This is a genomic window from Pseudomonas sp. Ors-4-3C (assembly GCF_055755035.1).
The window spans coordinates 4,886,508-4,900,427 of record NZ_CM146900.1 but is presented as its reverse complement, the minus strand read 5'-3'; the positions used below and the strand labels follow the sequence as shown (position 1 = coordinate 4,900,427).

The 13,920-nt window shown below is 61.7% G+C and carries 11 protein-coding genes; 10 read left to right on the top strand and 1 reads right to left on the bottom strand.

All coding sequences use genetic code 11. The annotated features are described in order from the left end of the window. Positions 1 to 97: 97 nt before the first annotated feature. The gene (locus ACVHNU_RS22210; protein WP_003228824.1) at positions 98 to 1,087 is read right to left on the bottom strand and encodes an alpha/beta hydrolase family protein; all 990 of its coding nucleotides are present in this window, start codon (positions 1,085 to 1,087) and stop codon (positions 98 to 100) included. A gap of 74 nt (positions 1,088 to 1,161) precedes the next feature. Here ACVHNU_RS22210 and ACVHNU_RS22205 point away from each other — a divergent pair, with 74 nt between their 5' ends. From ACVHNU_RS22205 to trpE, 10 genes are all read left to right on the top strand, one after another. Next, on the top strand, positions 1,162 to 3,558 hold the full coding sequence (locus tag ACVHNU_RS22205) for a PAS domain-containing sensor histidine kinase (RefSeq protein ID WP_473018310.1): 2,397 nt from the start codon (positions 1,162 to 1,164) through the stop codon (positions 3,556 to 3,558). Between the two features lie 127 nt (positions 3,559 to 3,685). Further along, the gene (locus tag ACVHNU_RS22200; protein ID WP_003228820.1) at positions 3,686 to 4,315 is read left to right on the top strand and encodes a response regulator; all 630 of its coding nucleotides are present in this window, start codon (positions 3,686 to 3,688) and stop codon (positions 4,313 to 4,315) included. A 349-nt stretch (positions 4,316 to 4,664) separates the two neighbouring features. Continuing rightward, a complete protein-coding gene (locus ACVHNU_RS22195) occupies positions 4,665 to 5,789 on the top strand; it encodes an ABC transporter ATP-binding protein (protein WP_473018309.1) in 1,125 nt (374 codons plus the stop codon). Positions 5,790 to 5,838: 49 nt separating this feature from the next. After that, a complete protein-coding gene (locus ACVHNU_RS22190; RefSeq protein ID WP_473018308.1) occupies positions 5,839 to 6,882 on the top strand; it encodes an ABC transporter substrate-binding protein in 1,044 nt (347 codons plus the stop codon). A 240-nt stretch (positions 6,883 to 7,122) separates the two neighbouring features. After that, a complete protein-coding gene (locus ACVHNU_RS22185; RefSeq protein ID WP_003228813.1) occupies positions 7,123 to 8,370 on the top strand; it encodes an ABC transporter permease in 1,248 nt (415 codons plus the stop codon). 12 nt (positions 8,371 to 8,382) lie between these two features. Then, entirely contained in the window at positions 8,383 to 9,207 is an 825-nt protein-coding gene (locus tag ACVHNU_RS22180) for an ABC transporter permease (protein ID WP_003228811.1), read from the top strand. Positions 9,208 to 9,484: 277 nt separating this feature from the next. Further along, positions 9,485 to 10,633, top strand: a complete 1,149-nt coding sequence (locus ACVHNU_RS22175) for an iron-containing alcohol dehydrogenase (protein ID WP_473018307.1) — start codon at positions 9,485 to 9,487, stop codon at positions 10,631 to 10,633. An 80-nt stretch (positions 10,634 to 10,713) separates the two neighbouring features. After that, complete coding sequence (rpe, locus tag ACVHNU_RS22170; RefSeq protein ID WP_003228808.1) at positions 10,714 to 11,388, top strand: ribulose-phosphate 3-epimerase; 675 nt, start codon at positions 10,714 to 10,716, stop codon at positions 11,386 to 11,388. Next, positions 11,385 to 12,203, top strand: a complete 819-nt coding sequence (locus tag ACVHNU_RS22165) for a phosphoglycolate phosphatase (RefSeq protein ID WP_103484973.1) — start codon at positions 11,385 to 11,387, stop codon at positions 12,201 to 12,203. The genes rpe and ACVHNU_RS22165 overlap by 4 nt, the downstream gene beginning before the upstream one ends. Positions 12,204 to 12,273: 70 nt before the next feature. Continuing rightward, positions 12,274 to 13,755, top strand: coding sequence for an anthranilate synthase component I (gene trpE, locus ACVHNU_RS22160; RefSeq protein ID WP_003228804.1), 1,482 nt, complete (start codon positions 12,274 to 12,276; stop codon positions 13,753 to 13,755). Positions 13,756 to 13,920: the final 165 nt, after the last annotated feature.

Here is a 13,920-nt window from a genome sequence, read left to right as displayed (position 1 = left end):
TCGCGAGCAAGCCCGCTCCCACTTTGATCGCATTTCAGCTGAAGGAACGCGATCAGGGTGGGAGCGGGCTTGCTCGCGAATGGGGCGACTCGGTCTATCAGTCAGTCTTCTGCGGATTCAACCAGCCACGCACCCGCCGGAACAACTGTTCCTGCTCAGCCTTTTTATCCGGCAACGCCTTGAGCGCCACCTGGCTGAACGCTGAAGTCTTCAAGCGCTTGCTGGCCTGCATGCGTTCCAGCGCCGCGGTGCGATCCAGCGCCTTGTCCATGTAGAAAATATCCGCCGTCGGCAACTTCAGGGTCGGCGTTAGCTCGGCCAGTGGGGGTTTGGCCTTGCTTGGCGTTTGCGCATCGACCATCACCAGCTTCTCGACCTGCGAACTCTGCCGCTCGCTGAGGAAGCGCGCTGCCCAGTACGCGCCCGTGCCGTGACCGAGGACGACGACCCGGCGTGCGCTTTGTTGCTCAGCGTAGGCAATCGCCGCGTCGATCCGCGCGAAGATGCGCTCGGCATCCGCCTTGGACTGTTCTTCAGTCGTTTCGGCAACCACTTGATCCGCCACTTCCGCTTCACCGCCCGCCGCCTGTTCGATCGGTTGCGCGGTGGTGGAATCCTTGCTGCCACTTTCCGGGGCTTTCGGCGCGGCGGCGGGCGCAATCACCCGCGGGGCGATGACATCGCTTTGCAGATCCGGCAGGGTGATGCTCAGGCTGCTCCACTCGACGTCGGGCAATTTGTTGCGCAGCGGGCCGATCACTTGCGGCCAGTCAGCGGTTTCGCCGGCGCCCGGGACGATAATCACCGCACCTTTCGGGTCGGCGGTGTTGGCCGGTTTCCACAGGGCGAGGAAAGTGTCGGCGCCGGCCTGCAGTTGCTGCTGTTCTTGCGCCGGGACTTTGCGTTCGAGTGCCGCGGCTTCTTCCTGACTACGCTCAAGCAGTGGCTGGCGTTCGGCCGGTTTTTCGGTAGCCGGTTGCTCGGCGGTGGAGGCGGGCGCCGGATCGGCAGCCTCGACGGAAAACGCACAAGGCAGGATCAGCGACAGGCACAATGCTGGCATTGCCAGGCGGTAGACAGAGGGCATCGGTTATTCCAGGCCAGAAAAGTATCCCGGCAGCCTAATGGGTTGGTCAGAATTTGTCAGTGTACGAGACTTCAATGATGCGTTTTTGCTGCCTGTGGGTTATCGGCTGGTTGTGTTTTCCCTTGATGGGCTGGGCGGCGTCTGCGCCGGCGGCGCACGCGGCGCTGTTGACGCCCGGCGAGCAGCAATGGCTGGCGCAGCACCGAGAGCTGCGCGTCGGTCTGGTCTTGCAGGCACCGTACGCGCAGTACGACCGGCGTCTGCAGCGCTTGTCCGGGGCCAATGTCGAATTGATGAAGTCACTGGCCAAAACCCTGAATGTCGATCTGAGCTGGCGCAATTTTCAGGATCTGACACAACTGGAGGAGGCCGCTCGCGAAGGTGAAATCGACATCGCCCCGGGCCTGACCCAGACCCCGGAGGCACTGCGCCTGTGGCTGTTTTCCGATCCTTACATGCGTGTGCCGCAACTGGTGGTCAGCGACCAGAAGAGCGGCGGAGTGGTCGAGCTGGAAAAGCTCGACAGCCTGTCCCGCGTCGCCGTGCGCATGCCCAGCGTCACCGCCGATTATTTGCGCAGCAATTATCCGCACCTGAATCTGCAAGGCGTGCCGCTGGAGCGTCAGGCGTTGCAACTGTTATTGACTCAGCAAGCGTCCTACGCCGTGGTGGACGAAGCGCAACTCGGGCGATTGTCCGCCGAGCCGGAGTTCGCCGGGCTGGTGGTGGTCGGCGATATCGGCTTGCCGCAGCTGTTGCGAGTCGCCACGCGGCGGGACTGGCCACAGTTGGCCGGGATTATCGAAAGCGCCTTGCGGGCGATCCCGGCCAAGGATCTGGAGCGCCTGCACAACCAATGGCTGCAACCCAAGTACCCGCGCCTCACCGAATCGCCGGGGTTCTGGCAGAACCTCAGTCTGCTGTTTGCCGTGTTGCTGCTCAGTTGTGTGGCCATCGTGGTCTGGCAGCGACGCCAGCAACATAGCCTCGAACAGCGCCTGCTGGCGGCCCGGGAAGATATTGCCCTGCGCGCGGCCAGCGAAGAAGCCTTGCGCCTGACCCAGTTTTCCATCGATCAAAGCACCGTCGGCATTCTCTGGGTCAACTGGGACAGCCATGTGCGCTACGCGAACCGCGCGGCGGAACACATGCTCGGTTATCCACAGGGCGCGCTGATCGAGCGGCCGCTGATCGACTTTGAACCCGGCCTGCACATGGACCGCTGGCTCAACCTGTGGAAACGCGCGCGGGCCAGTGAAGAAGGGCCGCTGAGCTTTGAAACCAGTTGCGTGCGCGCTGATGGCAGCATCCTGCCGGCGGACGTCTCGCAGAGTTTTCTGCGTTTTCGCGACAGCGAGTATCTGGTGGTTTACCTCAACGACGTCACCGAGCGGCGTCGCGCTCTGGCCGCCCTGCAGGAAAGTGAAGCGCGCTTGCAAGGCATCGCCGCCAACGTACCGGGGCTGGTGTTCCGTCTGGAGCGGGCGGCGGTGACCGGGCAGATCGATTTCGCCTACATCAGTGAGGGCAGCGAGAGTCTGGTCGGTTACGCGCCGGCCGCCATCGCGCACCGTGACATGGGCTTGCGCAGTCTGGTGCATCCCGACGACAGGGCCAGTTACCACCAGACCCAGGATCAGGCGCTGGACACCGACAGTGACTGGTCGTGGCAGGGCCGCATCCTCACTCGCCAGGGCGAACAGAGGTGGGCCGAGATCAAGGCGATCACCCGCCAACTGGAGGATGGCGCCTATGTCTGGGACGGCATCGTCTGGGACATCAGCGAAAGCAAGCGCATTGAACTGGAGCTGGCCGCGTCCCGCGAGCAACTGCGCGAATTGTCGGCGCACCTGGAAAGCGTGCGCGAAGAAGAGAAGGCGCGAATCGCCCGGGAAGTGCACGATGAGCTGGGGCAGATGCTCACGGTGCTGAAACTGGAAACGTCCATGTGCGAGCTGGCCTATGCGCAGCTCGACCCGGGGCTGAACGAGCGCTTGAACAGCATGAAACGCCTGATCGCCCAGTTGTTCCAGTTGGTGCGCGATGTGGCGACGGCGCTGCGCCCGCCGATCCTCGATGCCGGGATCGCCTCGGCGATCGAGTGGCAGGCGCGGCGCTTCGAGGCGCGTACGCAGATTCCGTGTCTGGTGCAGGTGCCGGACAATCTGCCGGCGCTCAGCGATGCCAAGGCGATTGGCCTGTTCCGTATCCTGCAGGAGGCGCTGACCAACGTCATGCGCCATGCCCAGGCGCATACTGTGGAGCTGACGCTGGTGCTGGAAGGCGATGAGTTGTGTCTGACGGTCAGCGATGATGGCGTAGGCTTTGTCGCCACTGCGGATCGGCCGACTTCCTTTGGTTTGGTCGGTATGCGCGAGCGGGTGCTGATCATGGGCGGGCGCTTGCAACTTGAGAGTGAGCCGGGGGAGGGCACCAGTCTGCATGTGTGGGTGCCTGTGAATGAGGTCTGATGGTTATGTGGTGTTTGGGTCGACGCTTTCGCGAGCAGGCTCGCTCCCACATTGGAATGCACTTCCCTGTGGGAGCGAGCCTGCTCGCGAATGACCCTGGCGCTGAATAAGAATAATGGAGAAGAACGTGATCCGTGTATTGGTAGCCGAAGACCACACCATCGTCCGTGAAGGCATCAAGCAATTGATCGGCCTGGCCAAGGATCTGCAAGTGGTGGGGGAGGCGAGTAATGGCGAACAACTCCTCGAAACCCTGCGCAGCGTGCCATGTGAAGTGGTGTTGCTGGACATCTCGATGCCCGGGGTCAATGGACTGGAAGCGATTCCGCGGATTCGCGCGCTGAACAATCCGCCGGCGATTCTGGTGTTGTCGATGCACGACGAAGCACAAATGGCTGCCCGTGCGCTGAAGGTCGGCGCCGCTGGCTATGCGACCAAGGACAGCGATCCGGCACTGTTGCTGACGGCGATTCGCAAGGTAGCGGCCGGCGGGCGTTACATCGACCCGGAGCTGGCCGACCGGATGGTCTTCGAGGTCGGCCTGACTGACACACGTCCGTTGCATTCGCTGTTGTCCGAACGCGAGTTCTCGGTGTTCGAGCGCCTGGCCCAAGGCGCCAACGTCAACGACATCGCCCAGCAACTGGCCCTGAGCAGCAAGACCATCAGCACCCACAAGGCGCGGCTGATGCAGAAGCTCAACATCACCTCGCTGGCCGAGCTGGTGAAATACGCGATGGAACATAAACTCCTCTAAGCACACCGTATTTCTACTGTGGGAGCGGGCTTGCTCGCGAATGCGGTGTGTCATCCAATCATTCAGTGACTGACACACCGCGTTCGCGAGCAAGCCCGCTCCCACAGGGAATCTCCATCTGGCCTGCAATTGCGGACATATCCATTAGCGACAGGCGCTTTTGCCTGTTCTTGCGGCTCGCCGCTTGTCGCTTCCGCTGCGTTTGCCAAAACGCGCCATCCTTGTAGGGCAATCCCTACCCCCAACCTTCCATCCGGCTGAGGCGATTCTCTCCTGCGCCCCGATTTGCGTGACTGGCGCCAGCCACTAGGCTTGATCCACAGCAGTTACCAATAACAAAGGTGTGGGTATGAGCCAGGTCGATTCAAACGCAGGGACCAGTGACGTGCTGGTCAGCTTTCGTGGAGTGCAGAAGAGCTACGACGGCGAGAACCTGATCGTCAAAGACCTCAACCTGGACATTCGCAAAGGCGAGTTCCTGACCCTGCTCGGGCCGTCCGGCTCCGGCAAGACCACCAGCCTGATGATGCTCGCCGGGTTCGAAACCCCGACCGCCGGCGAAATCCTCCTGGCCGGCCGTGCGATCAACAACGTGCCGCCGCACAAGCGCGACATCGGCATGGTGTTCCAGAACTACGCGCTGTTCCCGCACATGACGGTGGCCGAGAACCTCGCCTTCCCGCTGACCGTCCGTGGCTTGAACAAGAGTGACGTCAGGGACAAGGTCAAGAAAGTCCTGAGCATGGTCCAGCTCGACGCGTTCGCTTCGCGCTATCCGGCGCAACTGTCCGGCGGTCAGCAGCAGCGTGTGGCGCTGGCCCGGGCGCTGGTGTTCGAACCGCAATTGGTGCTGATGGACGAACCGCTGGGCGCACTCGACAAGCAATTGCGCGAACACATGCAGATGGAGATCAAGCACCTGCACCAGCGCCTCGGCGTGACCGTGGTCTACGTGACCCACGACCAGGGTGAAGCCCTGACCATGTCCGACCGCGTCGCCGTGTTCCATCAGGGCGAAATCCAGCAGATCGCCCCGCCGCGCACCCTTTACGAAGAACCGAAAAACACCTTCGTCGCCAACTTCATCGGCGAGAACAACCGCCTCAACGGCCGTCTGCTCAGTCAGAGCGGCGAGCGCTGCGTGGTCGAGCTGGGCCGTGGCGAGAAGGTCGAGGCGCTGGCTGTCAACGTCGGCCAGACCGGCGAACCCGTGACCCTGTCGATTCGCCCGGAGCGCGTGAGCCTCAACGGTTCGAGCGACCAATGCGTCAACCGCTTCTCAGGGAGGGTGGCGGAATTCATCTATCTGGGCGACCACGTCCGGGTGCGCCTGGAAGTCTGCGGCAAGACCGACTTCTTCGTGAAACAGCCGATTGCCGAGCTCGATCCAGCGCTCGCGGTCGGCGACGTGGTACCGCTTGGCTGGCAGGTCGAGCACGTTCGTGCACTCGATCCGCTGTTAGAGGCGAACTGATCGCCCCCCGCAATACCAACACCAACCCTGCACGTGGAGAGAACAATAAATGTTGAGATCCCTGAAGTTGACAGCCCTGACCCTGGGCCTGATGGGTGCGGCACACGCGATGGCCGCCGGCCCTGATCTGACTGTGGTGTCGTTTGGCGGGGCGAACAAGGCCGCCCAGGAAAAAGCGTTCTACGCACCGTGGCAGGCGGCGGGCAACGGCAAGATCGTTGCTGGCGAGTACAACGGCGAAATGGCCAAAGTCAAAGCCATGGTCGATACCAAGAGTGTGTCTTGGGATCTGGTGGAAGTTGAATCCCCGGAGCTGGCCCGTGGTTGTGATGAAGACATGTTCGAACAACTCGACCCGGCGCTGTTCGGCAAGACCGAAGACTATGTAAAAGGCGCGATCCAGCCGTGCGGCGTGGGCTTCTTCGTCTGGTCGACCGTGCTGGCATACAACGCCGACAAGCTCAAAGCGCCACCCGCCAGTTGGGCAGATTTCTGGGACACCAAGAAATTCCCGGGTAAGCGCGGCCTGCGTAAAGGCGCCAAGTACACTCTGGAATTCGCGTTGATGGCTGACGGTGTTGCACCAAAAGACGTTTACAAAGTATTGGCCGGCAAGGACGGTCAGGATCGCGCCTTCAAGAAACTCGACGAACTCAAGCCTTACATCCAGTGGTGGGAGGCGGGCGCCCAACCGCCGCAATACCTCGCTTCCGGTGACGTGGTCATGAGCTCGGCCTACAACGGTCGCATCGCGGCCGTGCAGAAGGAATCCAACCTCAAGGTCGTCTGGAACGGCGGCATCTACGACTTCGACGCGTGGGCCATCCCGAAAGGTCTGGACAAGACCCGCGCCGATGCTGCGAAGAATTTCATTGCCTACTCGGTTCAGCCGCAGCAACAGAAGACCTACTCGGAAAACATCGCCTACGGCCCGGCCAACACGCAAGCGGTACCGCTGCTGAGCAAAGACGTACTGAAAGACATGCCGACCACCCCGGAAAACATCGCCAACCAGGTGCAGATCGACGTCAGCTTCTGGGCTGACAACGGCGAGCAACTGGAGCAGCGTTTCAATTCGTGGGCTGCGAAATAACCATCGCTCCCACTATGAGGGCTCCTGTGGCGAGGGAGCTTGCTCCCGCTTGACCGGGCTGGCGCACCAGTGCGCAGCACTCACAAAATTGGCACTGCCAACACAATTTTGGGGCCGCTTCGCAGCCCAGCGCGAGCAAGCTCGCTCGCCACAGGGAATCGCCATCCTCAGGCATGGTGTTTCAACACAACAGAGGTGGTTCGCCACCTCTGTAACGATCAAAGATTTGCGGAGTACGTCATGGCCATCGCCGTTCCCTTGAACGAGGGCACCAGCCCCACCTTGAAGCAGAAGCTCAAGCGCGCCGAGCGGGTCAACCGCTGGAAGGCCCAGGCGTTGATTGCGCCGCTGGTGCTGTTTCTGTTGCTGGTGTTCCTGGTGCCGATTGTGGCGCTGCTCTATAAAAGCGTCGGCAACCCGGAAGTGGTCGGCGGCATGCCGCGCACCGTGGCGGCCATCGCCAGTTGGGACGGCCGCGGCCTGCCCGCCGAACCGGTTTATAAAGCCGCCGGCGAAGACCTCGCCGAAGCCCGCAAAAACCAGACCTTGGGCGATCTGTCCAAGCGCTTGAACATGGAGTTGGCCGGCTATCGCAGCCTGCTGACCAAAACCGCCCGCGCGCTGCCTTTCGCCAGCGAGCCGGCCTCCTATAAAGAAGCCCTCGAAGCGCTCGACGAGCGTTGGGGCGATCCGGCCTACTGGCAAGCGGTGCGCCGCAACACCAGCAACATCACGCCTTACTACCTGCTGGCGGCAGTCGATCACCGCATCGACGACCTTGGTGAAGTGGCGCCGGCCACCCCGGATCAGGCGATCTACCTCGACATTTTTGCCCGGACTTTCTGGATGGGGCTGGTCATCACCGTGATCTGCCTGTTCCTCGCCTATCCACTGGCCTACCTGTTGGCAAACCTGCCATCGCGGCAGAGCAACCTGCTGATGATTCTGGTGCTGCTGCCGTTCTGGACTTCGATTCTGGTGCGGGTCGCGGCGTGGATCGTGTTGCTGCAATCGGGCGGGCTGATCAACAGCGCGCTGATGGCCATGGGCATCATCGATAAGCCGCTGGAACTAGTGTTCAACCGCACCGGGGTCTACATCTCGATGGTGCACATTCTGCTGCCGTTCATGATTCTGCCGATTTACAGCGTGATGAAAGGCATCTCGCCGACCTACATGCGCGCCGCGATCTCGCTGGGCTGCCATCCGTTCGCCAGTTTCTGGCGGGTGTATTTCCCGCAGACTTATGCCGGCGTCGGTGCCGGTTGCCTGTTGGTGTTCATTCTCGCCATCGGCTACTACATCACCCCGGCGCTGCTCGGCAGCCCGAACGATCAGATGGTCAGTTACTTCGTCGCGTTCTACACCAACACCAGCATCAACTGGGGCATGGCCACTGCACTGGGCGGCTTGTTGCTGCTGGCGACCGTGGTGCTGTATCTGATCTACAGCTGGCTGGTGGGCGCCAGTCGCCTGCGCCTGAGCTAAGGGGAATTTGAAATGCTGAGTCCTTACATGTCGCCCATCGAACGGGTGTGGTTCTACAGCTTGCGGATCCTCTGCGGCCTGATCCTGCTGTTCCTGATTCTGCCGGTACTGGTCATCGTGCCGCTGTCGTTCAACTCGGGCAGTTTCCTGGTGTATCCGCTACAGGGCTTTTCCCTGCACTGGTATCAGGACTTCTTCGCCTCAGCGGAATGGATGCGTTCGCTGAAGAACAGCATCATCGTCGCCCCCGCGGCCACGGTGCTGGCGATGGTCTTCGGAACCCTGGCCGCGATCGGCCTGACCCGTGGCGACTTCCCCGGCAAGGCGCTGGTGATGGCGCTGGTGATTTCGCCGATGGTGGTGCCGGTGGTGATCATTGGTGTGGCGAGTTATCTGTTCTTCGCACCGCTGGGACTGGGCAATAGCTTCTTCTCGCTGATCGTGGTGCACGCGGTGTTGGGTGTGCCGTTCGTGATCATCACCGTATCGGCGACGTTGCAGGGTTTCAATCAGAATCTGGTGCGGGCGGCGGCCAGCCTCGGCGCATCGCCGCTGACCACGTTCCGCCGGGTGACCCTGCCGCTGATTGCGCCGGGAGTGATTTCCGGGGCGTTGTTTGCTTTCGCCACATCGTTCGATGAAGTGGTGGTGACGCTGTTCCTCGCCGGCCCCGAGCAAGCGACGCTGCCACGGCAGATGTTCAGCGGGATTCGCGAGAACCTCAGTCCGACGATTGCTGCTGCGGCAACTTTGTTGATCGCCTTCTCCGTCATCCTGCTGTTAACCCTCGAATGGCTGCGCGGTCGTAGCGAAAAACTGCGTACCGCGCAGGTCTGACGCCCAGATCAAAAGCCACCCCCTCACCCCAGCCCTCTCCCCCAAGGGGGCGAGGGGGAAAGGGAGCAGATCTTCATGCTGTTCAGAATCTGAGTTCGACTCGGTATTGCACGTCGATGGACTTCGAGAGTGCAGCTCGGTCAGTCCCCTCTCCCTCCGGGAGAGGGTTAGGGTGAGGGGCTTTTGCTCTTGATTATTCACCAACTGAATACCAGACAACCCCAAACCCTCAACTACGCTTGTGCTCAGCTCCCACATCTATAAGAGGCTGCGCACGATGAGTCTGTCCCAGTTCAAAATCGCTCACAAACTGATCACCGGCGCCGGGGCCATCGAGCAACTGGCGGCGGAACTCACGCGGCTGGATATCGACAACCCGCTGATCGTCACCGACGCCGCGCTGGTCAAGTCCGGCACCGTGGAGCTGGCGCTGTGCCAATTGGGCGGGCGCGAGTACGAGATTTTCGATCGGGTGCTGCCGGACCCGGAAATCGCCATCGTCGAAGATTGCATGCGCGTGTATCGCGAGGGCGGGCATGACGGCTTGATCGGTCTCGGCGGCGGCAGTGCCATCGACATCGCCAAGAGCGTTGCCGCGTACGCCGGCTATCACGGCGCGCTGGAAGACCTGTTCGGCGTCGATCAGGTGCCGCGCAAAGGTCCGCCGCTGATCGCCATCCCGACCACCGCCGGCACCGGCTCGGAAGTGACCAACGTCGCCATCCTCTCCGACAAGGTTGCCCAACTGAAGAAAGGCATCGTCAGCGATTATCTGCTGCCGGATGTGGCGCTGGTCAGTCCACAAATGACCCTGACCTGTCCGCGCAGCGTCACCGCCGCCAGTGGCGTCGATGCGCTGGTGCATGCCATCGAATCCTATCTGTCGGTCAACGCTTCGCCGATCACCGACTCGCTGGCGCTCGGCGCAATCAAGTTGATCGCCAGGGCGCTGCCCAAGGCCTACGCCAATGGCGGCAATCTGCAAGCCCGGGAAGACATGGCCACCGCCAGCCTGATGGCCGGCATGGCGTTCGGCAATGCCGGGGTCGGCGCGGTGCATGCGTTGGCCTATCCGTTGGGCGGGCGTTTCAACATTGCCCATGGCGTCAGTAACGCCTTGTTGCTGCCGTATGTCATGACCTGGAACAAGATGGCCTGTGTCGAGCGCATGCAGGATATCGCCGAAGCCATGGGGGTGAAGACCGCTCATCTGAGCGCCACTGAGGCGGCGGACAAAGCCGTGCAGGCGATGACCGAGTTGTGTGCGGCGGTGGAAATTCCGGCCGGGCTGCGCAGTTTCGGTGTGCCGCAAGAGGCGATCCCGGCCATGGCTGTGGAGGCCGCGGGAATCGAGCGTTTGATGCGCAACAACCCGCGCAAGCTCAGCGCTGCGGATATCGAGAAGATCTACCGAGCGGCGTACTGATCATCGCGGTCACGGTGCGCGCACGGAAACTTGAGGTATACAATGCGCGCCATCGTGATTTAGCTCAGAAAAGGTGCGTCATGCAGCCCTTCGTAATTGCTCCGTCGATTCTCTCCGCCGACTTCGCCCGCCTCGGCGAAGAAGTGGACAATGTTCTGGCCGCCGGTGCCGACTTCGTCCACTTCGATGTCATGGACAACCACTACGTGCCGAACCTGACCATTGGCCCGATGGTCTGCGCGGCATTGCGCAAGTACGGCATCACCGCGCCGATCGACGCGCACCTGATGGTCAGCCCGGTGGATCGCATCGTTGGCGACTTCATCGAGGCCGGTGCGACGTACATCACCTTCCACCCGGAAGCCACGCTGCACGTTGATCGTTCGTTGCAACTGATCCGTGAAGGCGGCTGCAAATCCGGTCTGGTGTTCAACCCGGCGACCCCACTGGACGTGCTCAAGTACGTGATCGACAAGGTCGACATGGTCTTGCTGATGAGCGTCAACCCGGGCTTCGGCGGGCAGAAGTTCATCCCCGGCACCCTCGATAAACTGCGCGAAGCGCGGGCGATCATTGATGCCTCGGGCCGCGACATCCGTCTGGAAATCGACGGCGGCGTCAACGTCAACAATATCCGTGAAATCGCCGCGGCCGGTGCTGACACCTTCGTCGCCGGTTCGGCGATCTTTAATGCGCCGAACTATCAGGAAGTCATCGACAAGATGCGTTCCGAACTGGCGCTGGCGCGCCCATGAGCGGTTTTGAGCAGCTGTTCCCGGGGCAACTGCCACGGTTGGTGATGTTCGATCTGGATGGCACGTTGATCGACTCGGTTCCCGACCTGGCGGCCGCGGTGGACACCATGCTGCTCTCCCTCGGCCGCAAGCCTGCCGGCATCGAGGCGGTGCGCGAGTGGGTCGGCAACGGCGCACCGGTGCTGGTGCGCCGGGCGCTGGCCGGTGGCATCGATCATTCGGCGGTGGACGACGTCGAGGCCGAGCACGCGCTGGAAGTGTTCATGGAAGCCTACGGCGCGAGTCATGAGCTGACCGTGGTCTATCCCGGCGTGCGCGACACCCTCAAGTGGTTGCACAAACAGGGCGTGGCCATGGCGCTGATCACCAACAAGCCGGAGCGTTTCGTCGCACCGCTGCTGGATCAGATGAAGATCGGCCGCTACTTCAAATGGATCATCGGCGGCGACACCCTGCCGCAGAAGAAGCCTGATCCGGCCGCGCTGTTCTTCGTGATGAAAATGGCCAACATTCCTGCCTCGCAATCGCTGTTCGTCGGCGACTCGCGCAGTGACGTGCAGGCGGCGAAAGCGGCGGGGGTCAAGTGTGTGGCGCTGAGCTACGGCTATAACCACGGTCGACCGATTGCCGAGGAATCCCCGGCACTGGTGATCGACGATCTGCGCAAGCTAATTCCCGGTTGCCTCGGTACTGCCGCTGAGATAACGTTGCCCGACGCTTCTCAATCTCCTTCTGGAAACGCCATCGTGGTGGTCACCCGCAAACTCTGGATGAAAGTCATCAAGGCCCTGGCCCGCTGGCGTTGGCGCGCCTGACTGGTTCCTGGCCGGCTTGCCGGCGCGTTTGCATACCTGACTGTTAGCACCTCACACCACGAGGCACCTCATGATCCGCGAAGAATTCCTGCGCTTGGCCGCTGACGGCTACAACCGCATTCCGTTGGCCTGCGAAACCCTGGCCGACTTCGACACGCCGCTGTCGATCTACCTGAAACTGGCCGACCAGCCCAACTCCTATCTGCTCGAATCGGTGCAGGGTGGCGAGAAATGGGGCCGTTACTCGATCATCGGCCTGCCGTGCCGCACTGTGCTGCGGGTGCACGACCATCACGTGAGCATCACCGTCGATGGCGTCGAGACCGAAAGCCATGACGTCGAAGACCCGCTCGCCTTCGTCGAAACCTTCAAGGCCCGCTACAACGTGCCGACCATCGCCGGTCTGCCGCGTTTCAACGGTGGTCTGGTCGGCTACTTCGGTTACGACTGCGTGCGCTATGTCGAGAAACGTCTGGGCAAATGCCCGAACCCGGATCCACTGGGCGTGCCGGACATTCTGCTGATGGTCTCTGATGCGGTGGTGGTGTTCGACAACCTCGCCGGCAAGATGCACGCGATTGTCCTCGCTGACCCGGCGCAAGCCGATGCTTACGAGCAGGGGCAGGCGCAATTGCAGGAACTGCTGGAGAAACTGCGCCAGCCGATCACCCCGCGCCGTGGCCTGGATTTCAGCAAGCAACAAGCGGCTGATCCGGTGTTTCGCTCCAGTTTCACCCAGAGCGACTACGAAAAAGCCGTCGACACCATCAAGGAATACATCCTCGCGGGCGACTGCATGCAGGTCGTGCCGTCGCAACGCATGTCGATCGACTTCAAGGCGGCGCCGATCGATCTGTATCGCGCTCTGCGTTGCTTCAACCCGACGCCGTACATGTACTTCTTCAACTTCGGCGACTTTCACGTCGTCGGCAGTTCGCCGGAAGTGCTGGTGCGGGTCGAAGACAACCTGATCACCGTGCGCCCGATTGCCGGCACTCGTCCACGCGGAGCTACCGAAGAGGCGGATCTGGCGCTGGAAGAGGATCTGCTGTCGGACGACAAAGAGATCGCCGAGCACCTGATGCTGATCGACCTCGGTCGTAACGACACTGGCCGGGTTTCGGAAATCGGTTCGGTGAAGCTCACCGAGAAAATGGTCATCGAGCGTTATTCCAACGTGATGCACATCGTCTCCAACGTCACCGGCCAGTTGAAGGCCGGGCTGACCGCGATGGACGCGCTGCGGGCGATTCTGCCGGCGGGCACCTTGTCTGGCGCGCCGAAAATCCGTGCGATGGAAATCATCGACGAACTGGAGCCGGTCAAGCGTGGCGTGTATGGCGGTGCGGTCGGTTATTTCGCCTGGAACGGCAACATGGACACCGCGATTGCGATTCGTACCGCGGTGATCAAGAACGGCGAACTGCACGTGCAGGCCGGTGGCGGCATCGTTGCCGACTCGGTGCCGGCACTGGAATGGGAAGAAACCCTGAACAAGCGCCGCGCGATGTTCCGTGCCGTGGCCCTGGCCGAGCAGACCCCGGAAAGCTGAGTTCACACAGTCCCCCTGTGGGAGCGAGCTTGCTCGCGAATACGGCCTGACATTCAAAATGGATGTCGGCTGATACACCGCTTTCGCGAGCAAGCCCGCTCCCACATTGGATTGTGGTCTGGCATAAAAAAACGCGGCGCCTGTGAGGGCGCCGCGTTTTTTATG

Excerpts from the sequence above, each read along its gene's own strand:
- ACVHNU_RS22210 (WP_003228824.1), bottom strand. The coding sequence starts at position 1,087 with ATGCCCTCTGTCTACCGCCTGGCAATGCCAGCATTGTGCCTGTCGCTG.
- ACVHNU_RS22205 (WP_473018310.1), top strand. The coding sequence starts at position 1,162 with ATGATGCGTTTTTGCTGCCTGTGGGTTATCGGCTGGTTGTGTTTTCCC.
- ACVHNU_RS22195 (WP_473018309.1), top strand. The coding sequence starts at position 4,665 with ATGAGCCAGGTCGATTCAAACGCAGGGACCAGTGACGTGCTGGTCAGC.
- ACVHNU_RS22190 (WP_473018308.1), top strand. The coding sequence starts at position 5,839 with ATGTTGAGATCCCTGAAGTTGACAGCCCTGACCCTGGGCCTGATGGGT.
- ACVHNU_RS22185 (WP_003228813.1), top strand. The coding sequence starts at position 7,123 with ATGGCCATCGCCGTTCCCTTGAACGAGGGCACCAGCCCCACCTTGAAG.
- ACVHNU_RS22180 (WP_003228811.1), top strand. The coding sequence starts at position 8,383 with ATGCTGAGTCCTTACATGTCGCCCATCGAACGGGTGTGGTTCTACAGC.
- ACVHNU_RS22175 (WP_473018307.1), top strand. The coding sequence starts at position 9,485 with ATGAGTCTGTCCCAGTTCAAAATCGCTCACAAACTGATCACCGGCGCC.
- rpe (WP_003228808.1), top strand. The coding sequence starts at position 10,714 with ATGCAGCCCTTCGTAATTGCTCCGTCGATTCTCTCCGCCGACTTCGCC.
- ACVHNU_RS22165 (WP_103484973.1), top strand. The coding sequence starts at position 11,385 with ATGAGCGGTTTTGAGCAGCTGTTCCCGGGGCAACTGCCACGGTTGGTG.
- trpE (WP_003228804.1), top strand. The coding sequence starts at position 12,274 with ATGATCCGCGAAGAATTCCTGCGCTTGGCCGCTGACGGCTACAACCGC.